This window comes from Microcoleus sp. Pol12B3 (genome assembly GCF_036701355.1).
In the GTDB taxonomy this organism is placed as follows: Bacteria; Cyanobacteriota; Cyanobacteriia; order Cyanobacteriales; family Microcoleaceae; genus Microcoleus.
In genome coordinates this window covers 1-19,404 of sequence record NZ_JAUBQS010000041.1, presented here as the reverse complement: position 1 = coordinate 19,404, position 19,404 = coordinate 1, and the positions used below count along the sequence as shown (strand labels likewise).

The 19,404-nt window shown below is 46.0% G+C and carries 22 protein-coding genes; 11 read left to right on the top strand and 11 right to left on the bottom strand.

Annotation, left to right across the window (positions count from 1 at the left end; genetic code table 11):
- Positions 1–317: 317 nt before the first annotated feature.
- From QUA53_RS19700 to QUA53_RS19675, 6 genes are all read right to left on the bottom strand, one after another.
- Positions 318–440 (bottom strand): photosystem II reaction center protein J, encoded by a 123-nt coding sequence (locus QUA53_RS19700; protein ID WP_332960666.1) that lies wholly within the window; start codon positions 438–440, stop codon positions 318–320.
- 69 nt (positions 441–509) lie between these two features.
- Entirely contained in the window at positions 510–632 is a 123-nt protein-coding gene (locus QUA53_RS19695; RefSeq protein WP_015176850.1) for a photosystem II reaction center protein L, read from the bottom strand.
- A gap of 9 nt (positions 633–641) precedes the next feature.
- The gene (psbF, locus tag QUA53_RS19690) at positions 642–779 is read right to left on the bottom strand and encodes a cytochrome b559 subunit beta (protein ID WP_006635504.1); all 138 of its coding nucleotides are present in this window, start codon (positions 777–779) and stop codon (positions 642–644) included.
- A 20-nt stretch (positions 780–799) separates the two neighbouring features.
- Positions 800–1,048 (bottom strand): cytochrome b559 subunit alpha, encoded by a 249-nt coding sequence (psbE, locus tag QUA53_RS19685; RefSeq protein ID WP_006635503.1) that lies wholly within the window; start codon positions 1,046–1,048, stop codon positions 800–802.
- A gap of 56 nt (positions 1,049–1,104) precedes the next feature.
- Positions 1,105–2,118, bottom strand: a complete 1,014-nt coding sequence (locus QUA53_RS19680; RefSeq protein ID WP_333070732.1) for a photosynthesis system II assembly factor Ycf48 — start codon at positions 2,116–2,118, stop codon at positions 1,105–1,107.
- Positions 2,105–2,440, bottom strand: a complete 336-nt coding sequence (locus QUA53_RS19675) for a rubredoxin (protein ID WP_333099261.1) — start codon at positions 2,438–2,440, stop codon at positions 2,105–2,107. Before QUA53_RS19675 ends, QUA53_RS19680 begins: the two co-directional genes overlap by 14 nt.
- A gap of 161 nt (positions 2,441–2,601) precedes the next feature.
- Between QUA53_RS19675 and ndhC the strand changes: the two genes are divergently transcribed.
- From ndhC to QUA53_RS19655, 4 genes are all read left to right on the top strand, one after another.
- Positions 2,602–2,964, top strand: coding sequence for a photosynthetic/respiratory NAD(P)H-quinone oxidoreductase subunit C (gene ndhC, locus QUA53_RS19670; RefSeq protein WP_006635500.1), 363 nt, complete (start codon positions 2,602–2,604; stop codon positions 2,962–2,964).
- Positions 2,955–3,677: a photosynthetic/respiratory NAD(P)H-quinone oxidoreductase subunit K gene (ndhK, locus tag QUA53_RS19665; protein ID WP_333070728.1), complete on the top strand. Its 723-nt coding sequence runs from the start codon at positions 2,955–2,957 to the stop codon at positions 3,675–3,677. Before ndhC ends, ndhK begins: the two co-directional genes overlap by 10 nt.
- On the top strand, positions 3,670–4,173 hold the full coding sequence (locus QUA53_RS19660) for an NAD(P)H-quinone oxidoreductase subunit J (RefSeq protein ID WP_172190238.1): 504 nt from the start codon (positions 3,670–3,672) through the stop codon (positions 4,171–4,173). Before ndhK ends, QUA53_RS19660 begins: the two co-directional genes overlap by 8 nt.
- Before the next feature lie 125 nt (positions 4,174–4,298).
- Positions 4,299–4,469 carry a hypothetical protein gene (locus QUA53_RS19655; protein ID WP_333099262.1) on the top strand — a complete coding sequence of 57 codons (171 nt, stop codon included), beginning with the start codon at positions 4,299–4,301 and terminating at the stop codon, positions 4,467–4,469.
- Positions 4,470–4,639: 170 nt separating this feature from the next.
- Here QUA53_RS19655 and QUA53_RS19650 read toward each other — a convergent pair whose 3' ends face one another.
- Together QUA53_RS19650 and folD are read right to left on the bottom strand one after the other, a co-directional pair.
- Positions 4,640–5,440 carry a calcium-binding protein gene (locus QUA53_RS19650; RefSeq protein WP_333099263.1) on the bottom strand — a complete coding sequence of 267 codons (801 nt, stop codon included), beginning with the start codon at positions 5,438–5,440 and terminating at the stop codon, positions 4,640–4,642.
- Between the two features lie 73 nt (positions 5,441–5,513).
- Positions 5,514–6,392, bottom strand: coding sequence for a bifunctional methylenetetrahydrofolate dehydrogenase/methenyltetrahydrofolate cyclohydrolase FolD (folD, locus tag QUA53_RS19645; RefSeq protein ID WP_333099265.1), 879 nt, complete (start codon positions 6,390–6,392; stop codon positions 5,514–5,516).
- A gap of 144 nt (positions 6,393–6,536) precedes the next feature.
- Here folD and QUA53_RS19640 point away from each other — a divergent pair, with 144 nt between their 5' ends.
- Both QUA53_RS19640 and QUA53_RS19635 read left to right on the top strand, forming a co-directional pair.
- Positions 6,537–6,962 (top strand): DNA-binding protein, encoded by a 426-nt coding sequence (locus QUA53_RS19640; RefSeq protein WP_333099266.1) that lies wholly within the window; start codon positions 6,537–6,539, stop codon positions 6,960–6,962.
- Between the two features lie 309 nt (positions 6,963–7,271).
- A complete protein-coding gene (locus tag QUA53_RS19635) occupies positions 7,272–7,694 on the top strand; it encodes an NUDIX hydrolase (protein ID WP_333099267.1) in 423 nt (140 codons plus the stop codon).
- A gap of 97 nt (positions 7,695–7,791) precedes the next feature.
- On the opposite strand, the gene QUA53_RS19630 is transcribed toward QUA53_RS19635, so the two are convergent.
- Positions 7,792–8,340: a LeuD/DmdB family oxidoreductase small subunit gene (locus QUA53_RS19630; protein WP_333099268.1), complete on the bottom strand. Its 549-nt coding sequence runs from the start codon at positions 8,338–8,340 to the stop codon at positions 7,792–7,794.
- Between the two features lie 178 nt (positions 8,341–8,518).
- Here QUA53_RS19630 and QUA53_RS19625 point away from each other — a divergent pair, with 178 nt between their 5' ends.
- The 5 genes from QUA53_RS19625 (at position 8,519) to QUA53_RS19605 (ending at position 16,788) form a co-directional block, all read left to right on the top strand.
- A complete protein-coding gene (locus QUA53_RS19625) occupies positions 8,519–9,394 on the top strand; it encodes a hypothetical protein (RefSeq protein WP_333099269.1) in 876 nt (291 codons plus the stop codon).
- A gap of 529 nt (positions 9,395–9,923) precedes the next feature.
- Positions 9,924–12,149 carry an ATP-binding protein gene (locus QUA53_RS19620; protein WP_333099271.1) on the top strand — a complete coding sequence of 742 codons (2,226 nt, stop codon included), beginning with the start codon at positions 9,924–9,926 and terminating at the stop codon, positions 12,147–12,149.
- A gap of 442 nt (positions 12,150–12,591) precedes the next feature.
- Positions 12,592–14,271 carry an AarF/ABC1/UbiB kinase family protein gene (locus QUA53_RS19615; RefSeq protein ID WP_333099278.1) on the top strand — a complete coding sequence of 560 codons (1,680 nt, stop codon included), beginning with the start codon at positions 12,592–12,594 and terminating at the stop codon, positions 14,269–14,271.
- A gap of 224 nt (positions 14,272–14,495) precedes the next feature.
- Complete coding sequence (gene galT / locus QUA53_RS19610) at positions 14,496–15,581, top strand: galactose-1-phosphate uridylyltransferase (RefSeq protein WP_333099272.1); 1,086 nt, start codon at positions 14,496–14,498, stop codon at positions 15,579–15,581.
- A gap of 94 nt (positions 15,582–15,675) precedes the next feature.
- Entirely contained in the window at positions 15,676–16,788 is a 1,113-nt protein-coding gene (locus QUA53_RS19605) for a M24 family metallopeptidase (protein ID WP_333099273.1), read from the top strand.
- Positions 16,789–17,264: 476 nt separating this feature from the next.
- On the opposite strand, the gene QUA53_RS19600 is transcribed toward QUA53_RS19605, so the two are convergent.
- Together QUA53_RS19600 and QUA53_RS19595 are read right to left on the bottom strand one after the other, a co-directional pair.
- The gene (locus tag QUA53_RS19600) at positions 17,265–17,516 is read right to left on the bottom strand and encodes a TIGR02450 family Trp-rich protein (protein ID WP_242725377.1); all 252 of its coding nucleotides are present in this window, start codon (positions 17,514–17,516) and stop codon (positions 17,265–17,267) included.
- Between the two features lie 628 nt (positions 17,517–18,144).
- Complete coding sequence (locus tag QUA53_RS19595) at positions 18,145–18,369, bottom strand: hypothetical protein (RefSeq protein ID WP_006635912.1); 225 nt, start codon at positions 18,367–18,369, stop codon at positions 18,145–18,147.
- Positions 18,370–19,404: the final 1,035 nt, after the last annotated feature.

Genomic DNA, 19,404 nt, shown 5'->3' with positions numbered 1-19,404 from the left:
TCGAGCGATCGGCTCTTGCACCATTCTACTCGCAACTTTTGGCTAATTTCACGATCGGGTCATACTCTGAGGCGATCTTCGGCTAGTGCCGAGCGATTTTGGGGTTATTGGTGAACCCGCAAGGCGAGCAGTTTCTTGATAAAATCTCCACCCAACCACCAAAAATCCCCCTTTCACCCGATGATTAAATTATCATAAACTTGCCCACAAATCCCCACTCTCAATAACATTTACCCCCGCTTTACCAATACAATTCTCATAATTAAAACCCCCCTTAAAAAAGGGGGGTTAAAAGCCGAAAATAAGCTTGATTCTCCTTACATCGAAGAACCCAAACCGGCATATGCACCGTAGAAGAAAAGAGCCACAATGCTCAGAACACCGAGGCCTGCGACAGTAGCTACCACCCACAAAGGAATTCTGCCACTTTCACTAAACATAGCCATCACCTCACTAATTCACAGCTAAACACATTCGATCGAACTATTGAAAGCAAACTCAAACACCAGTTAATTAAAGAAATAACTGGAAAACAAAATACCCAAAACAAAAATCAGCAACAAACCCAAATACAAAGAAGTCCGGTTTAACTCAACAGGCTGCTCGTTGGGATTAGGAACGCGCTCAGGCATTGTAAACTCCTATCGTTGAATAAATTGCATTGCTGCGATCGCGCCCAAAAAGAAAATTGTTGGGACACCTAAAGTATGAACTGCCAACCAGCGCACCGTAAAAATCGGATACGAAATTGGCTCATTATTTGGGGTTCTGCTCGTCATTTTTCCAAATCCTTGTTAAATTACTTGGCAATGAACTGATCTACTTGTTTCTTAGCTTCAAAGCGATCCGAGATAATCGGCACTTCTTCCCGCTGCGGTGTGAAATACTGGTTAGGGCGAGGAGTTCCGAAAGCATCGTAAGCCAAACCCGTTTGCACAAACAGCCATCCAGCAATAAACAAAGCCGGAATGGTGATGCTGTGAATTACCCAATAACGGATACTTGTAATAATGTCCCCAAACGGACGTTCTCCAGTTGTACCAGCCATTTAGAATCCTCCTTTCAACAACAAATTGACAGACAATCTCTATTACTATTCTACTATCAAGCCGCTTGCGCTGAACCTTGATATTTAAGTAGAGTACCGCTCGCACCGATCACAAATCCGCGATCGGGCCCCATAAAGACAATCCTGTAAAAATTAGCGGGAACATCTTCTACTTCGCGGTCTTTTAGCCAAGTTTTGCCACCGTCCAAACTGCAAAGCAAATTGCCGCCGCCGCCGGCTACCCAAACTTCATTATCAGTCCGGTAAGCCATGTCCAGCAAACCCCAACTCGCCTTGCGATCGGGAAAAAAAGGTTTTCCCCAACCTTCAGGATTGGACGGGTCGCTAAACTGAATCTGACCGCCGCGGGCAAGCATCCACAAACGCCCATCCTTGGTAAAGCCCATATTTTGCAGGCGGCGAGAACTATTGCGGTTGTGAGGTTCCCAAGCTTCTTGTCCTGGTTTCCAGACCGAGTAGAAATTGCCCTTTGAGGAAACCGCAACATACTGCCCGTCTTCAGAACGGTTGATATTGCGAACTACCCCAAAAGAATCCTGCACGACAGCTTTCCAGTTTTTGCCGCCGTCAGAAGTCCGGTAAATCGCCCCGACATCGGTCGTCATCTCGGCGGAATTCGGGCCCAAAGCCGCGATCGTACTCGGAGAACCGGGCAACTGACTGCTCAAAGCAATCCGCGTCCAAGACTTGCCCTCATCGTTTGTGTGGAGCAAAACCGAAGGCTGGCCGACAATCCAGCCTTCGGAACCCGAAAAACTCACCGATGCAAAACGCGACCTCGGGTCGTCGATATCCAGTGCTATAGACTTCCAGCTAGTGCCACCGTCAAGGGTTTCGAGCAAAGTCGCCTCAGAACCCACAACCCAGCCGTGCTGAGGATTGCCCGTAAAGGCAATATCCTGCAAATTAGCTTCCGTCGGCAAGGAAATCACTTGCCAGGGGTTGTAACTCACAGAACCGATGGTGCTGCAACTCGTACAGATGAGGGCAGCGGCCAATAACATTACAATTCGTTGCCAAAATCTCACAATCGTCTTACTGCAAACCATACATACTAAGTAACAACAAGAAACCAACGACCAAGCCGCCAAAAATCAGCAAACTTTTCTGACCTTCGGTCATGCCGTTGACACCGACACCGTAGCGCTGATTTGCCTTAAATCCCGATACCCCTTCCATCTGACCGAGATTTTGAAACATCGACTTGCGCGCTGCACAAACGGGACAGACCCAAGTTTGGGGCAAATCTTCAAAAGCCGTGCCCGGGGCAATGTCATTTTTAGGATTCCCCTTTTTCGGATCGTAGACGTAGCCGCAGGCGCGGCACTCGTGCCGATCGAGGGTTTTAGTTTCAGTGGCTCGATCGCTCATAGCTCCAAAAGAGTAGGTAAGCTAATCTTAAAATATACATTAAAAATTATTGCAGAAGATGGACGATTAATCTCAACCACCCGTAATTTTAGCTACCCAAAATCTATATAATGTAACAGACAAGTTACAGAACCCTTTCACCTAGGCAGTAATTATTCACCGTGTTTGCACTCAGCGGCTACGAGTATTTCTTAGGCTTCCTGTTAATTTCCAGCCTAGTCCCTATCCTCGCCCTCACGGCGTCTAAGGTACTGCGCCCCAAAAGTCGTCCCTACGACCGACGCACTACCTACGAATCCGGCGTCGAGCCGATCGGCGGAGCCTGGATTCAGTTCAACATCCGATATTATATGTTCGCCCTGGTCTTCGTCATCTTCGACGTAGAGACCGTCTTCCTCTATCCTTGGGCGGTTGCTTTCAACCAGCTAGGACTGTTGGCTTTCATCGAAGCCTTGTTTTTTATCACGATCCTCGTTATTGCTCTTGTCTATGCATGGCGCAAAGGAGCCTTGGAATGGTCTTAAGTTCTGACAAATCACAAAAAGCCCTGATAAACCCGGTCGAGCGCCCGGAAGTCACATCCCAACTCTCAGAGAACGTTATCCTGACAACAGTGGATGACCTCTATAATTGGGCGAGACTTTCGAGCCTGTGGCCGCTGCTTTTCGGCACGGCCTGCTGCTTCATCGAATTTGCAGCTTTGATCGGATCGCGCTTTGACTTCGACAGATTCGGTCTAGTACCGCGATCGAGTCCCCGACAAGCCGACTTGATCATCACCGCCGGCACAATTACCATGAAGTACGCCCCCATCTTGGTGCGGCTGTACGAACAAATGCCGGAACCCAAATACGTGATCGCGATGGGCGCTTGCACAATCACCGGCGGAATGTTCAGCATGGACTCCACCACAGCAGTCAGAGGCGTTGACAAACTGATTCCTGTAGACGTGTACATCCCCGGCTGTCCCCCCCGCCCAGAAGCGATTATTGACGCAATTATCAAACTGCGGAAAAAAATCGCCAACAATTCCATGCAAGAACGGGCCAATTTGCTGCCAACCCACCGCTACTACACCAGACCCCACAAAATGAAAGTAGTAGACGATATTTTGGACGGCAAATACTTGTCAGTTCCAGGCCGGATAGCGCCGCCGAAGGAATTGACAGAAGCAATGGGAATGCCAGTACCGCCGGCCCTGCTTGCAGGACAAAAACAGGAGGTAAACCGTGGCTGAGACAGAATCTGCAATTGTTGAAGCCGGGAAGGTTTCCCAGTGGTTGACTCAGAATGGGTTTGAACACGAAGCTTTAGCGGCCGATAATTTGGGCGTGGAGATATTAAAGGTCGATCGAGAATTCTTAATTCCGATGTCAACAGCACTGTATGCCTACGGGTTTAATTATATGCAGTGCCAGTGCGCCTACGACCAAGGGCCGGGACAAGATTTAGTCAGCGTCTACCACTTGGTTAAACTGACAGACAATGCTTCCAAGCCTGAAGAAGTTCGCGTCAAAGTATTCGTACCGCGCGAAGATCCCAGAGTGCCATCAGTCTACTGGATTTGGAAAGCAGCCGACTTTCAAGAGCGGGAATCCTACGATATGTACGGCATAGTCTATGAAGGACATCCGAATCTAAAACGGATTTTGATGAACGAAGATTGGGTAGGCTGGCCACTGCGGAAAGATTACATTTCCCCTGATTTCTACGAATTGCAAGACGCTTATTAAGGGAGTTTGGCGAGGGCGGGTTTAGAGCATAAAATTGGACTTTTGCGGTCCAGTTTTATGCAAAACCCGCCCTCTGTTTTTTGGCTAATTTTGATTTTTTAACCGCAGATACACGCAAACTCCCTATGACGGCTCTGACCGTAGAAATTCTTTGTTCTGAGGCGGCAATATTTTCAGCAGCCGAGTCTCAACACCTGGAACCTCTGCTTTACGGCATCACCGACGGAAAGGCTGTGGGGACATATTTGGAGCAAAAGTTTAGACTCTATCTCAAGCAGCAGTATGAATTTATATAGCAATCCTAAATCATTGTGAATTTCTTACTCCCTCCCCGCGAGTTTGGGGAGGGTTGGGGTGGGGTAAAAAAATTACGACTTATGTAGGATTTCTATAGAGTCTATCCTATATACATGGAATCTGCTGTATGATAAGTTTGTCAGTCCAGGAGTAATTGTCCTGAATTTAGTTAGAAAGCCTGAACGGAAACAATCCTGCTTTGAACTTCATTTGGGGTTACATTCTCTACAAAACCTAAAATCGCATTAGAATTCCTGACTCTGATTAGAGTTCCTGAATAAACTCCGCTAATTCCACCTCTGAGTTGAGTGCCTGAAGCAGATCCGCTAAATGCGTCTGCCGGACCTGGAGGAAGTAATGGTTGTAAAGCTTGTGGCAGATCGAAAGTATATGTTAATGCCACATTCTGTACCGGCTCCAACACTATATCATTGACCGTTAAGTCACTCGCTAATCCAATGCGATCCAAATCAGAATCAAAACTTTCAATTATATCACTAGAATTGATCTCTGTAGTGGCAGCATCTATTCCCAGAACGCATAAATTATTCCCCAACCCACACTCTAAGAAGTCTCTGCCCAAACCGCCAACCAGAGTATTATTTCCATCTCCGCCGGATAACAAATCATTGCCTCTCCCTCCAAATAAAATATCATCGCCAGCCTCTCCAAGAAGAAAATCAGCATCTAGACCACCATTGAGGGAGTTATTCCCCTCCTGTCCAAACAAGGCATCTCTTCCTTTTCCCCCAAATAAAGCATCGTTGCCTGCAAAACCTGTGAGAATATCTTCCCCTTCATTTCCGAGGATTAACTCGCTAGCCTCTGAGCCATTTACTGTATCGTCGCCATCGAGCGCCCAAGCTCCTAAAGGAAAATTTGTTAGATCTGCAGGAAAAAGTTGAATGAATTCCGAGGTGTTGTCGCCAATTAAGCGCAATGTTCCTGACGCATCCGGTTTTAAAGCCATAGTTAAAATCTTTGTCTGTTGGTAGATTACTAACCCTACTTGAGCCAATACTGGCTCACAAGTGGGTCATAATTCAATTAGAACCGCATTCAATATAACTAGAAACGGTATTTTCCAAAAGCATAGCAACAGTCATCGGCCCGATTCCTCCCGGCACCGGCGTGATAAATTCGGCTACTGTTTTAACAGCATCAAAGTTTACATCTCCGGCTAAACGACTCGTACCGTCTGGGTTGACGACGCGGTTGATACCGACATCAATTACTACTGATCCGGGTTTAACCATATTAGCTGTAATCATTTCTGTGCGGCCGACTGCGGTTATTAGAATATCGGCTTGATTGGTAATAGATTCTAAGTTTTGCGATCGCGAATGAGCTACAGTAACAGTGCAGTCGGCTTCTAATAGCATCAGTGCCATCGGTTTACCCACCAAAATACTCCGTCCCAAAACAACGGCATTTTTTCCTTTCAAATCAATCTGGTATTCCTGCAATAACCGCATCACTCCGGCGGGAGTACAACTCCGCAAACCTTGCTCCCCGCGCACGAGACGGCCTAAATTTACAGGGTGAAGTCCGTCAGCATCTTTGTCGGGGGCAATTTGGTACAGCAGCGAAATTGCGTCTAAGTGCTCTGGTAGCGGTAATTGAACTAAAATGCCATCAACTCGATCGTCCTCGTTGAGTTCACGAATTGCAAGTTCTAGTTCGGCTTGAGTAGCATTTGCGGGGTAATGCTTGCCGAAGGAAGCTATGCCAACTTTAGCGCAGGCTCGCTCTTTATTGCGGACATAGGCTGCGCTAGCTGGGTTTTCGCCCACCATCAGCACGGCAAGTCCGGGAGGACGCCCCTTTTGGGGTTGTAGGGCGCGGACTCGATCGCTCAGCTCGGTTTGAATCTTTGTCGCTAAAGCTTTGCCATCTAGTATTTGAGCAGTTTTGGCATCCATTGTAGACTCTGGGTTAGGGGCTGACGATTTTAGATTTTAGCTTAATCCCCGCCAAGGACTACACTAGAGAAATTTCTTACTTGCGATCGATTCTGGGGATTCTGTTAAAGTAAGTCGTATCTCACATCTCAAATCAGTTGACCAATGACTACTGCAGTTAAGCAAGTTTGGGTTCAAAGATTCTGCACCGCCTCTTTGTCGCTAATCCTCGCCAGCGGTTTTTTCAGTTGCGGCAATTTACCCCTGTCTCAACTTAATCTTGGTTTTAATGTTGCTAGCATTGGCGACGTTCAACAAAAGCGGCAAGTGGATGCTGAAGTTTATCTTCGAGGAAAGGTGGAAAATCGCGCTCCCTTTGTAGGAAATGCGGCTTATCAACTTGACGATGGTACTGGCAGTATTTGGATTTTAACCAAGCAAGATTTGCCCCAGCTTGGCGATGAAGTGTTGCTCAAGGGAGAAGTCCGCTACAAGAGTATTACTCTGAAGGAATTGGCCGGAAAAGATTTAGGTGAAGTTTATGTTGAGGAAATGGAACAATTAAAGCGCACTCCAGCGACAAATAAATAAAAATATGAAGATCCTAATTTCGTTCAATAATTAAGTACCTCAATTTCATAAAAATCAAAGGTTTGTAGTTGCGCCCAAACGCTGTGGGTAGGTTTATTTATGCTAAAAGTTGCTCGACTATAATAGCCTCGTCCGGGCTGGTTTATCAGCTTTTTTGTTTATATTACAGATTGCGGTTAACCTGCCCCTACACCAACTTCTCCTCTATCTCGTAAATAACTTCTTCCGTCTTCCTTCTCTCCTGAATATCCCTAGGTTAAATCCGTTAAATCCATTAATTCCGTACATTGCTTGTTGTAAAAATTTCTTATGACTAAAATTCACGTTGCGATCGCGATTTTGTACCGAGAGGGCAGGTTTCTCTGTCAGTTGCGGGACGATATTCCTCACATCAGGTATCCCGGACAGTGGGCTTTGTTTGGCGGACACTTGGAACCGGGGGAAACGCCGGAAGTTGCTCTAGTGCGGGAATTATCAGAGGAAATTGGCTATGCTCCTGCAAGTGTTTCTTTTTTTTGTTGTGATGTCGAAAAAGATGTCGTTCGCCACGTTTTTCATTCACAACTTAGTGCGGATGTCAAGGATTTAGTTTTGCTTGAGGGGTGGGATATGAAGTTGTTGACACCGGAGGAGATTCGGGCGGGAAAATGCTTTTCTGAGCAGTCAGGAGATGTGCGACCTTTTGGCATTGCTCACCAGCGTATTTTATTGAATTTTATTGAGTCGATTTGAAAAAAATTCCCCGTACCCTAGATGGGAGCGGTTTGAGCTGGGAGATATTTGTAAGGTGCGCCCGGTGGTACACCCTACATTGCAGGGGTTTTAAAAGTTAAGAGCGAGCAGCAATCATTCCCGTTTGGCGCGCGTAGTCAAACAGCCCTCCGGCATCTATTACAGGCCCTACTTCTCCTAAAGGTTTGAGCGAGAAAGTTCGATCGAGAGTGTGGTTGACAATTACCTCTTCTGTAAAATCGATCGTCACTTCTTGGCCAGTTACAAACAAGTCGCAGAGCCGCTCGACTGATTCGATCGGGTACAATTCGCCAGTAGCCGAGCAATTGCGAAAGAAAATGCGTGCGTAAGACAAAGCCACCACTGCTGTTACGCCCGCGGCCCCCAGAGCGATGGGAGCGTGCTCCCGCGAAGAACCGCAGCCAAAATTTTCGCCCGCTATGATAATCGGATACCGGGTTTTCTGTTCGCCGGATTCGATAAACTTACCGTAGCGATCGGGCAACCCAATCATAGCGTAACTGCCTAGTTTCTCGTACTCATCCGGCTTCGAGGGAACCAGGGTCAGGTATTCGGCCGGGATAATTTGATCTGTATCGATGTTGTCGTCTACAACAAAAATTTGACCGCTAATTACTTTACCCATAGTTTATTTCCTGTTAGCCTCGCTCGATGCTGTGGTGATAATTTTAAGTGGATCGGTATGCAAGATTTGCATCTGTTTATTTTAACCTGGCAGTGTCAGTGATAACCTGTATGAGTAAAAATTAGATCCGAGACTTTGGGTTAACAATTAACAGATTGCTAAGCGTCAAGATAGTTTTATGGCAAATCCAATAGATGACATTGCTCGACAAGCTCGCGAGGGCTCGGTTGCATCGATTATTCAAATCCTTAATGACGAACTGGCACAGATAGGAGTCAGGGCCCGAGCTGTGTTTGCAGACGGGGTGCTGCAACTGCTGTGCGAAGCTGCAACCCCCCAACTCCTCGAAGAGTCTAGTTTGGTCGATCGAGTCCGAGACATTTTGGAACGCATTTCGCCCCGCAATATTCGCCGAGTTAACATCAACAGCCGGCTTGTTCGAGAACACCAACTGCTGTGGCTGGAAGAAATTAGTCGCGATCCGGATAATCAACTGTTGTGGTGTCAAGAAATTAAACTCCGAAAGCCGAATTTGTTCAAGCGTTTAGCCAGCGCCCATCACGAACGCCAAGCTTTCTCCGGCAAGCGGGCTTTGCCGAGAATGGCTATACCTCGATCGATGCAGCAGCCGCGGCAATTTCAGCGCGGTATCGTCGGTGGCATCAGCTTGACCGTGCTGTTGCTTGCAGCAGCGGCCGCCATCCACAAAGGACTTAATTCCCAAGTGCCAAACAGCACACAAGCCACCACCCAAGCAGTAGCAACTGCCCCTTCCTCTGAGGCAAAACCTGCTTTGAAAATTTCTAAGGAGACTGTTAATTCTGCTGTTGACTCTTTTACCCGAGCAGTGCGAGTAGCCGAACAAGCAGCCACCCAGGGCAAAACCGCTCAATCTCGCCAGGATTGGTTAATCGTAGCTGCTAAGTGGCAGCAAGCTTCCGATTTGATGGCCGCCGTGCCTTCCCAGCATCCCCGCTACACAACGGCTCAGAACCGGACGGCACTTTACCGCCAAAATAGCGATAAAGCCCAACAGGAAGCACAAAATAAGTAAGCAGGTAAGTCGGATAAATTTAACCCTACAGTTCGTCGCTCTGCTCTAGGTGTTGTGAAAAATGAGTTTTTGAGCAAAAACTCGAAAACTCTCAGCTATGCTATGAGTGATAATTTGGGGATTTTGAGTTTTTGCGATCGGCATTATTCGATCGGCGGATTTGTATCACAATAAAAATTTGTTACGATCACAAACCTAAATAGGAAACATCACACAGCCAGAAGATGGGTGTCACTAAGCGGTCTCTAGAAAAGCTTCATACTATTAATAACCGTCAAAATTAGCGGGAATGCGATTGATAATCATCCGGTAAAGGATGGTAAAGTTCATCCCGTAGAGATAGAAGGGTAGAAAACAGGAAAATAGAACTCGGTCAGATCTGGGTATATTTTTACATATCGAGCGACCCGCCGACCGGCTGCACAAACACAGAAAGCAGGCTCATAACGGTCAAGCCGACAGTTATGGAAAGGTTCTAGATTGGCAGCAGGAGCAGGCTCAAACATCTTAGAATAAAGGCTTGGTTGCCATGATCGATCGCCAGGGAAATCAAGACTTTACTTCGATCGACCGATCGCCGTCAGAGTCTTGCACTTTGCATTTTCCGCAAATCGCAGAACCAGTATCAGTCCAAAAATTTCTGGATCGTCTTATGCAGTACCAGGTCGATCCTGCCCTTCTTGGGCGACAAATTTGCCAAATTCTCGCCACCAGCTTTGATCGAGAACTCCTGCTGCTGCAAATAGCCAATACTTTGGGGGTTGCATGGCGGGCAGATTTCTGTTTTGTTACTGCTGTGGTTGGCAAAAAAGTAGTACATCCGAATGCTTACTGGCAAAATAGCAGCGATTTCCCCTATGTTGGCGGTGTTGCCGATTCCACCGAAACACCGGAACACTCCCAAGGCACAAGATTAAAATCGCCTAGCATATCACTCGAACATCCCGCTTGGGCAAACGTCCTAGCAGACGGCGAGATAGTGGCTATATCCGATTATCTCGATAGTCCGGCAGCTTCACCGCCCAATTCTCCTGTAACTGCGCTGCCTTTTCGGGCAATTCTGGCAGGGCCTGCGCGATTTGGAGGGGCTGTAAATGGCATGGTGATTGTTGGTAAGTCGCAACCTCACGAGTGGTCGGTAGCGGATCGGCAGCGCCTTGAAGCAGCATCAGACGCGATCGGCATCGCGATTTCTCACATTCAAAAAACTCAAGAAATTGCCAACTTAAACGAACAGTTACAGCGACAAGCTAAATACAAAAATCTACTCGTGTCAGTGGCTGCATCGATCGACACAAATTCAGAAGTCGATCGAATATTGCAGCAAGTTGTTGAAAATACCGTCGATACCCTGGAAGTAGATAGAGGGCAAATCCTGCTCTTGAAATATACAGATCCTCTATTTACAACTCGCTCTCCCAATCAAACTCCCAAAGCGAAAGTCGAATTAGTTTGCGAATCCGTTGTAAAAAAATATCCCGACAAACAGGCAATAGCCCAAAGCGCTGCCGGAAAAAAAAGCTCAACCTCCAAAACAAAAAACAAGGATAAAACTGCTAATTCCCAATCCCAAATCCCCAACTCAAAACCAAATAACTCTCCCGCTTTTTGGCTGTCCGAATCTAATTTTTGCCGTCAAGCATTCCACAGCGCACCCAAACCCCTCGCCCTCGCTGACGCAGGCGCATTAATCGGCAAAGAACAAGAAGCAGCCAAAGAAATTTTGAAACTCCAAGGCATTCGCGGCTTGCTGCTGGTTCCCCTTACGGGCGGTTGCTGCCAGGGAACAGTTTTGGGTTTCTTGGTTTTGCAGCACTCGCAGCCGCGCACTTGGAACGCGGAAGAATTAGAAGTTCTCGAATCGCTCAGCGCTCAAGCGAGCAAGATGATTATCCAAACTCAAACGCTTAAGGAATTGCAAACCGCAGTCTTAGACAGAACATCTCAGTTGCAGCAAAGTCTAGACGTGCAGGGGAAACTGTACGAACAATCTGCCAATCAGCTAGAGCAAATGCGGAAATTGAAGCTGATTAAAGACGAGTTTCTCAGCACTCTGAGTCACGAGTTGCGTACCCCTTTAACAATCATGAAGCTGGCCATTCTGATGCTCAAACAAGCTGAACTGCCGTCAGCGAATCGGACTAAGTATCTCGACATTCTAGAACAGCAGTGTTCTAAGGAAACCGATCTGGTTAACGATTTGCTGGCCCTCAAGCAGTTTGAGCCTCAGCAAGTCCCTATTGCTATAATCAAAATCGATCTCAACCGTTTATTTCAAGATTTAGTTAGGGATTTTGAAAAACAGTGGGCTGATAAGCAATTGACTCTGAAGGTGGATTTGCCCAAGTTGACCCCTTACTGGGAAACCGACCCGGACATTCTGAATCGGATACTCCTGGAACTGCTGACGAATGCTGGAAAATACTCTGCTTCTGGAACGGCGGTAGTTTTGGAGGCGTCTGAGGCAGGCGGCTATATTGTCCTGAGTATTTCTAATCTCGGGCGCGGCATTTCTGCGGCTGATTTGCCCCACATCTTTGACAAGTTCCGCCGTGGCACTGGCATTACTGACCAAGCTATCGCCGGTACGGGTTTGGGTCTGGCTCTGGTAAAGTCTTTAGTGCAGCACTTGAATGGTACTATTGATGTATCTAGCTGTCCGGCAGAAAGTTCAGAATCTGACAATTTATGGCGCACATCTTTTACTCTGACTCTGCCGCAATTTGCAGCGGAACTCTGTAATGTAGAAGAATAGTTCCGTTGAGAAGCTGCTGGGAATTGGCAGCGAACAAGCGAAACTAGAAGACTTGCCAGAAGAGGGAGATTTGGAAATGTCGTAAACGCTTCCAAGTCCTCTGTTTTGAATTGTTGGTCTGGTTGCCGTCTAAATTGGCGGTTATCAATTGCTGATTTTCCAGAGGACTTATATTATGTCTGGTTATTGGTCTGTAATTAGCGCGCGTTTGTAGTGAGTCCTACTGTCATCTATTTATGAATTAATCAGGACTTGCATTACTTACTAGGAACTTAATTATAATTGTATAATCGGAGATGATATTACGCAGTATAGACTGAAGAAACTGAGTTTTTTAACTGTTTCAAAGGTCTGCCACCCGTCTTTTCATACAAGCCGGTTTCTGCGTCTTGGATTGTTCCCTCAAAATTGTCACGGTGCATGGAATTCGATCGCCAATATTATGCTCACAAAAGCTGCACCTAAAACCCTGCGTTGGCAACGTTCTAAATATTCGCCACTGGCACGGCAAATAGACATTTTTGCAGCGGCGGGAAAGTTTATGTTTTTTTTGTGGTGGGACGCACTGCTGCAAAATAAGTCGCCTCATACTAGAAGAATTCGCGCTCATTGGTTGGTCAATACTTTGCTGAATTTAGGCCCGACTTTTATTAAAATCGGGCAGTCTCTCTCGACTCGCGCAGATTTGCTGCCGCTTGAGTATGTGAAGGAACTCGAACAGTTGCAGGATCGGGTTCCTCCGTTTAGTTCCGAAGAGGCGATCGCTCTTGTAGAATCAGAGTTAGGCAAGGATATTTATGCTTTATACCGCGATTTTGACCCGTCGCCCATCGCTGCTGCGAGTCTGGGACAGGTGCACAAAGCGAGGCTGCACACCGGGGAAGATGTGATTGTGAAGGTGCAGCGTCCGGGTTTGGAAAGTTTATTTGATTTGGATGTGAAGGCGGTGCGCCAAGTGATGCGTTTTTGCGATCGTTATTTGCCTGGGACGCGCAAATATGACCTGGAATCTATTTATCACGAATTTTTTAAGATTTTATATCAAGAAATTGACTACGTGCAAGAAGGTAAAAATTCCGATCGCTTTAGCCATAATTTTCGAGAATATCCTCAAATTGTTGTCCCGAAAGTCTACTGGCAATACACGACTAAAAAAGTGCTGACTATAGAATACGCACCCGGCATTAAGGTGGACGACCGCATTAGTTTAGAGGCGATTGGAGTGGATATTGTGAAGCTCAATCAACTCGGAATTTGCTGTTATTTAAAACAGTTGTTAATTGACGGTTTTTTTCAAGCTGACCCGCATCCCGGAAATTTGGCGGTGAGAGAAGATGGTAGCTTGATTTTTTACGATTTTGGGATGATGGCTGAGGTGAAGTCTCTGGCTAAAGACCAAATGGTCAAGACTTTTTTTGCTGTGATGAGAAAGGATACTGACGAGGTACTCAATACTTTAATTTCGATCGGCTTAGTTGAGCCGATGCCGGATATGATGCCGGTACGCCGGCTGATTGCTTTTCTTTTAGATAAGTTTATTGATAAGCCGATCGACTTTCAAGCTTTTAATGAAATTAAAAACGAACTTTACATCATGTTCGAGCAGCAACCGTTTCGCTTGCCTGCAGAAATGATGTTTATTGTCAAGTCGGTAACGACTCTCGACGGCATTGCCAGAACTCTCGACCCTGATTACAATTTCCTAGCATCCGCTCAGCCTTTTGTCAAAAGTATTGCGGTGAGCAAGGGGCGGGGAAATGCGATCGGAGAATTGGCAAGGCAAGCGCGAAGTTTTATTACATATAAGTTACAGCAGCCCAGCAAATCGCAAGTTTTTCTCAAGCGTTTGGAGCAGCGAATTGAAGAGGGCGAACTGCAAATTAGAGTCCGAAATGTCGAGAGCGAAAGAGCCTTGAAACGCATTAATTTAGCCCTAAAAACTCTAATTTTCGCTTGTCTGACTGGTTTTGTGTTTTTGTCGGGTGCAGTGCTGCTAGTGGGCGGATATCAAACGGCGGCGATGACAGCTTTTGCGGTTTCGGGATTCGGTGGATTGTTTGTGTTGCGCTCGTTGTTAGACTTGTTGGTTAAGGAAAAGCTCGATCGAATGGTCGATCGATAAATATACTGGATAATTGGGAAGTGCGATCGTAAGCTGCTACGCATTTAAATTGAATCCAGATCCTGGCTCTCCGGCCCGTTCCACAATAGCAGACGGTAGGCTGACATTGATACTGCAAACTAAACTTGTCAACATAATTTGCGACTTTAGGTAGGGGCGGATTCTCAAAGCACGAAGTTATACTCCTAACATATATTAAACGCGATCGCCCGCCCCTACAAAAAATGTACGCCCAAAAATTGCTAAAACCAGACGGCCGCCCACTCACACTGTACAGCCGCTATCCAATCCCAGAAGGTATCGCGGCCGTAAGTCCCAGCAATGAACCCGTAGAGGCAAACCCCCACTTTCGCTGGCATCCTTTGCGGGGGGAATGGGTAGCATACGCCAGCCACCGTCAGGGAAGAACTTTCATGCCGCCGCCGGAATACAACCCGCTGGCAGCTACAATTAACCCTAAGTTTCCGACAGAATTGCCGCCGGGAGATTACGATGTAGCAGTGTTTGACAACCGCTTTCCCTCGATGACTTTGCAAGCAAAAAATGCACCTGCAAATATTGTCGAAACTTTGCCCGCCAAGGGCATTTGCGAAGTAGTTGTTTTCACTCAAGATCCCCTGGCTTCCTTGGGCGCTTTGGAGTTATCTCACTTGGAATTGCTGTTAGAAGTATGGGCCGATCGCACTTTAGTTATTGGCAGCAATCCCGAAATTGAATACGTCTTGCCCTTTGAAAATCGCGGCGTCGAAGTCGGAGTAACTTTGCACCATCCCCACGGTCAAATTTACGCTTATCCGTTCGTGCCACCGGTGCCGGCACGGATGTTAGAATGTCAATCGGTTTACTATCAAAAAAACAGTAGCGGTTTGCTGCAAGATTTGATTCAAAAAGAGATTGCCGACAAACAGCGAATTATCTATTTAGACGAAGAGGCGATCGCCTTTGTCCCCGCTTGTGCCCGCTACCCTTACGAAGTGTGGATTGCCCCGATCGCCCCCACTGCTACATTTATTGATTTGACGGAAAAACAGCGGCAATCACTCGCTAAAGCATTAAAAACAGTCACCCTCAAATATGACGGTTTGTGGCATCGCCCTTTCCCTTATTTGATGGCTTGGTTTCAAGGGCCCACAGATGGGAAACCGCATCCAGAAGCGCATTTGCACGCCCAATTTTATCCGCCCTATCGATCGAGCGATCGGCTAAAATACCTCGCAGGAACCGAACTCGCCGCCGGAATGTTTGCCAATGACGCTTTACCCGAAGAAAAAGCTAAAGAACTGCAAGCCGTATCTGTCAATATAAGCTGAAACCCATTTAAATTTTCAAGTAAAGTTTGATGCAATTATTGTGGGGTGGGCGTCCCGCCCGCCCAAAAAATACAATTTATATGCAAGAAAGCTAATGATAAACTCATTAAATCAAGAAGTCGATCTAAAACTCGGATTCATCCGCAAAGCCTTAACCGAAACAAAAGCGATCGCCCTTCGCTTGCGAGGCACAGACTGGTTTGCCTGGGCCACAGCCGGCGGTTCCCATACAGTATTGCTAACCGCAGAAACTGGAGTGGCAGAACTTTTAATCACCGCCGAAACAGCTTGGGTTCTCACCGATGAAATCGAAGCTCAACGCTTGCAAGACGAGGAATTGCCAGCCAACTTTCAAATGTACATCTATCCTTGGGCTGATGTTGCACAGCGCGAAGGTTTTGTTAAAGAAATTACTGGTGGCGGTAACGTCATGAGCGATCGGCCAAATGCCCAAGAAACACCAATAATCGCATCTTTACAGTCTCGCAAACAGACAATGATGTCAAGCGAATTAGAGCGATACCGGCGAGTCGGGCGTTTAGCCAGCGAAGCGATGACAGAGGTACTTTCTGCTGCCAAACCAACATGGACAGAATATCAGCTAGCGGGAGCCGGTGCAGAGGCTTTGTGGGCGAGAGGTTTGCATCCAGCCCTGACATTAGTTGCTGGAGAAAGGCGTTTGCCACTGTACCGCCACGCCACAGCAACCGCCGAACAAATTGGACGACAAGCAATGTTAGTATTTTGCGCTAGGGGATGGGGTTTGTATGCAAATTTAACCAGATTTGTATGTTTCGATTTTCTTGGGGAAAAGCATTCTGAGTTGCACCGACAAGTCAGAGAAATTGAAGCAGCGGCGCTAAATTTGTGTCGGCCGGGAGTAACGCTGAATGCGGTTTATGATACGCTTAAAACTGCTTACGAAGAACAAGGATATCCTCAAGCAATTCGGGAACACCATCAAGGCGGAACTACCGGATATTTGGCGCGGGAAATTGTGGCGAATCCGGCTACTTCAAATATATTGGCAGAAAATATGGCTGTGGCTTGGAATCCGAGTTTGTCTGGAGCAAAAATTGAGGATACGTTTTTAATTCACAGCGATGGAACGTTGGAAAATTTGACTTTTGATCCGAATTGGCCGAGTGTAGAAGTAGCAGGAAGGTTGCGCCCTGTGCCGCTGGAAATATGGGACGATCGACCTTAGTCAATTTAACTTTTTTTCTCTAAGCTGGTGCGGCACTTAAATGGTCTGTCAAAACAAATAAAAGTCTTGTGGGGTGTCCCGCTCGCCCTGAATATACAATTTAAATGCGCGACAGCTTAGAGAAAAAAAGTACACTAAGCTAATCTGCAGTTAAATTGCATAGTAAAATAAATTTTTCTTCCTGTGGGGTGGGCATCCTGCCCGCCCTGAATATACAAATTAAATGCACAACAGCTTACGCTACAAAATGAATTAAATTGAGTTCGGATCGCCGTACTTAATGTTTTGTTACATACTGATGATTTTTGCCACCAACTTACTTCAGCAAAAACGCTTCTCAATAAAGGTTTCCAGGACTTGTAGTTATGTAAAAGATTTTTCAAAACCGGAAAAGTCTCACTGCGTATTGGTTTGGATCGGAACGATAGCGAGCAGGCGGCGGAAGTTCCGATCACTTTACCCCACAGCCCTGTTTTTTAGTCTGCAGTTTCTAATTCTTCTAATTCTTGGGTAGACTGCCATCCAGCTTGCCAGAGCGATCGGTCTTTAAGCTGTGCGGCGTTCAGCCAAAAACGCACATTTGGATCGCAAGCGGCCACCATTTCTGCAAATACCCATTTACCTTCGTTTTTTCGGTTGACCACTTGAAAGTGTCGCCACCCCCAAGTTTTTTGGTGTGAAGTCCATCGGGAACCAACTAAATAAGGAAATTTTTGTTTTTTGCTCACAGTATTTTTGTGGAATAAATATATTAGAAAGCAAGTGAATTGTAATAACTCGTTCTGTTTGATGATATTAGTTTCCTTTTAAAGCTCCTCAAGTCCTCTCCTCCTCTCCCCATCTCGAACATAACAGATAATATAGAGGCGCTGCAGCTTACATGAGAGTTAACCTAAACTCTATCTGCAAGTAGATGCGTTTATTGTAACTTGCAGCATTTCCCCTCGGAGATCAAAAGTAAGGGCAGTTCAAAGACTGCCCCTGTAATTAGTTACACCTATTGAATAGGATAATTTTTCAGGCGATCCACAAATAGCCTATTTATCCAATACTAGCTAAATCGTGAATCTCAAATCTAAAAGCAAATAACCCAGGTTATAGTTGTGCACAATAATCCGTTCTGTGAAACTTAGTCAAATCTACTTTCAGAGCAGGTTTGACGCTCACTTCCTGCTTCTACCAAGGCGGTCAGCCGCTTCTTGTCCACAGGCGTGTTTTTGAGCCCAACTTTCCCTACAAACATTTTTTCAATCTTAATCGTGTTTCATTGATCCTGTACAGCTCAATAAAAATGGACTTTTAGGTAAGATTGACTAATTTCTTTGATTCTGTCGCTAGCTCTTGATTACTTCCCTGTTAAGGCTTTTGGCCGGATAAGTCCAGAGGAAGTTGGGGAAGCCGGAGGCGAACCGCATTTGTTTGCAGCCAGAGAGTGATAGCGTGCTTCCGTTGCGGCGTCACGTACTCTCCGGGGCGGATCACGCCAGCACAGACGCCGATGTTTTTAATAAGGGTTTCTCGCTCCGATGAACTTGCACCCTGTAGCAACCTGACTTGGGCTTTGATAAAATCCACGTTCATAGCTGAAAGTAAAAGTAAGTAAAGAACTCAGTTAAATAGCGATGCTTTGGTTCCGATTGTAACTCTCAAACCACTTGGTATGAATCAAATTGATTCAACATCCCCAGGATGGGGATCGGGGCGTCTAGAGTTAGCCAACTTTATTTACTTTATCTGTTTTTGCTAGCAAAAGTGTCACTATGCTAGCAGTTTTGACAGAATTATTTATAGTTAAGAACTGTTACAAATTTGGCTGAATTTCCACAATACGGCAGAGTTTAGTGCTAACGCTACTCTCCTGAACTCAAAAAGTTCAGCATTGTCTCCAACTCCTTCCCTTCCTAGGTTTTAGACTCACCGATTGGGAAGCGATCGCTCAAGGAACATTCCTCTTCGATCGCCCCTCTTAACACCCGGACACTGCCAAATCACTCTATTCATTTAGAGCGTCCCGTAGACTTGGCTGTGGACTATAACTTCAGGCATACGTGTTGTTACCGGGGCTACAATAAGCGAGTAAGTTCTTATTCTTGTTTCTCAAGGAATATTGGTTGATTTTTCTTGCAAAGCCCTTATTTGTGTTAATTGAGGCAGCTTTGCTATCTCCGGGCCAACGAAGACTCCCAGCTTGCGAATCCAGCTATTTTGTGCTGTGTGGCAGTGAATCTTTTTCCTGAATCCAGTGGGGGCGATCGCTTCTCTCCGATAATTCCCATAACGGCCCATTTTGTATAATTCAGAACATATGTGTCACTGCTAATAATTTAAACATAGCACAATTTTAAACTGTTTTTCCTCCGTCGATTGTTCCTAATATCCCACAAAGAGGATAAATAAATTAACTCTGTATACCCGATTTTTTTGTCTATTTTGCCTTAGCTATTTGCATTAGATAGCGATTCTATGTAGCCCTATTTGCTGTCACTTAAGTTAAAATTAACTATAGACCAAGCTGATAAGCTTACGTGATAAAATACTAATACCATTTTTTTAAAGATGTGATAGAGATAAAGAATGTAAAATCCAAGACCATCCGGTGAGAAAACAAATGACGCG

Coding starts and splice junctions, on each gene's coding strand:
- QUA53_RS19700 (WP_332960666.1), bottom strand. CDS start 440: ATGTTTAGTGAAAGTGGCAGAATTCCTTTGTGGGTGGTAGCTACTGTC.
- QUA53_RS19695 (WP_015176850.1), bottom strand. CDS start 632: ATGCCTGAGCGCGTTCCTAATCCCAACGAGCAGCCTGTTGAGTTAAAC.
- psbF (WP_006635504.1), bottom strand. CDS start 779: ATGACGAGCAGAACCCCAAATAATGAGCCAATTTCGTATCCGATTTTT.
- psbE (WP_006635503.1), bottom strand. CDS start 1,048: ATGGCTGGTACAACTGGAGAACGTCCGTTTGGGGACATTATTACAAGT.
- QUA53_RS19680 (WP_333070732.1), bottom strand. CDS start 2,118: ATGGTTTGCAGTAAGACGATTGTGAGATTTTGGCAACGAATTGTAATG.
- QUA53_RS19675 (WP_333099261.1), bottom strand. CDS start 2,440: ATGAGCGATCGAGCCACTGAAACTAAAACCCTCGATCGGCACGAGTGC.
- ndhK (WP_333070728.1), top strand. CDS start 2,955: ATGGTCTTAAGTTCTGACAAATCACAAAAAGCCCTGATAAACCCGGTC.
- QUA53_RS19655 (WP_333099262.1), top strand. CDS start 4,299: ATGACGGCTCTGACCGTAGAAATTCTTTGTTCTGAGGCGGCAATATTT.
- QUA53_RS19650 (WP_333099263.1), bottom strand. CDS start 5,440: ATGGCTTTAAAACCGGATGCGTCAGGAACATTGCGCTTAATTGGCGAC.
- folD (WP_333099265.1), bottom strand. CDS start 6,392: ATGGATGCCAAAACTGCTCAAATACTAGATGGCAAAGCTTTAGCGACA.
- QUA53_RS19640 (WP_333099266.1), top strand. CDS start 6,537: ATGACTACTGCAGTTAAGCAAGTTTGGGTTCAAAGATTCTGCACCGCC.
- QUA53_RS19635 (WP_333099267.1), top strand. CDS start 7,272: ATGACTAAAATTCACGTTGCGATCGCGATTTTGTACCGAGAGGGCAGG.
- QUA53_RS19630 (WP_333099268.1), bottom strand. CDS start 8,340: ATGGGTAAAGTAATTAGCGGTCAAATTTTTGTTGTAGACGACAACATC.
- QUA53_RS19625 (WP_333099269.1), top strand. CDS start 8,519: ATGGCAAATCCAATAGATGACATTGCTCGACAAGCTCGCGAGGGCTCG.
- QUA53_RS19620 (WP_333099271.1), top strand. CDS start 9,924: ATGATCGATCGCCAGGGAAATCAAGACTTTACTTCGATCGACCGATCG.
- QUA53_RS19615 (WP_333099278.1), top strand. CDS start 12,592: ATGCTCACAAAAGCTGCACCTAAAACCCTGCGTTGGCAACGTTCTAAA.
- galT (WP_333099272.1), top strand. CDS start 14,496: ATGTACGCCCAAAAATTGCTAAAACCAGACGGCCGCCCACTCACACTG.
- QUA53_RS19605 (WP_333099273.1), top strand. CDS start 15,676: ATGATAAACTCATTAAATCAAGAAGTCGATCTAAAACTCGGATTCATC.
- QUA53_RS19595 (WP_006635912.1), bottom strand. CDS start 18,369: ATGAACGTGGATTTTATCAAAGCCCAAGTCAGGTTGCTACAGGGTGCA.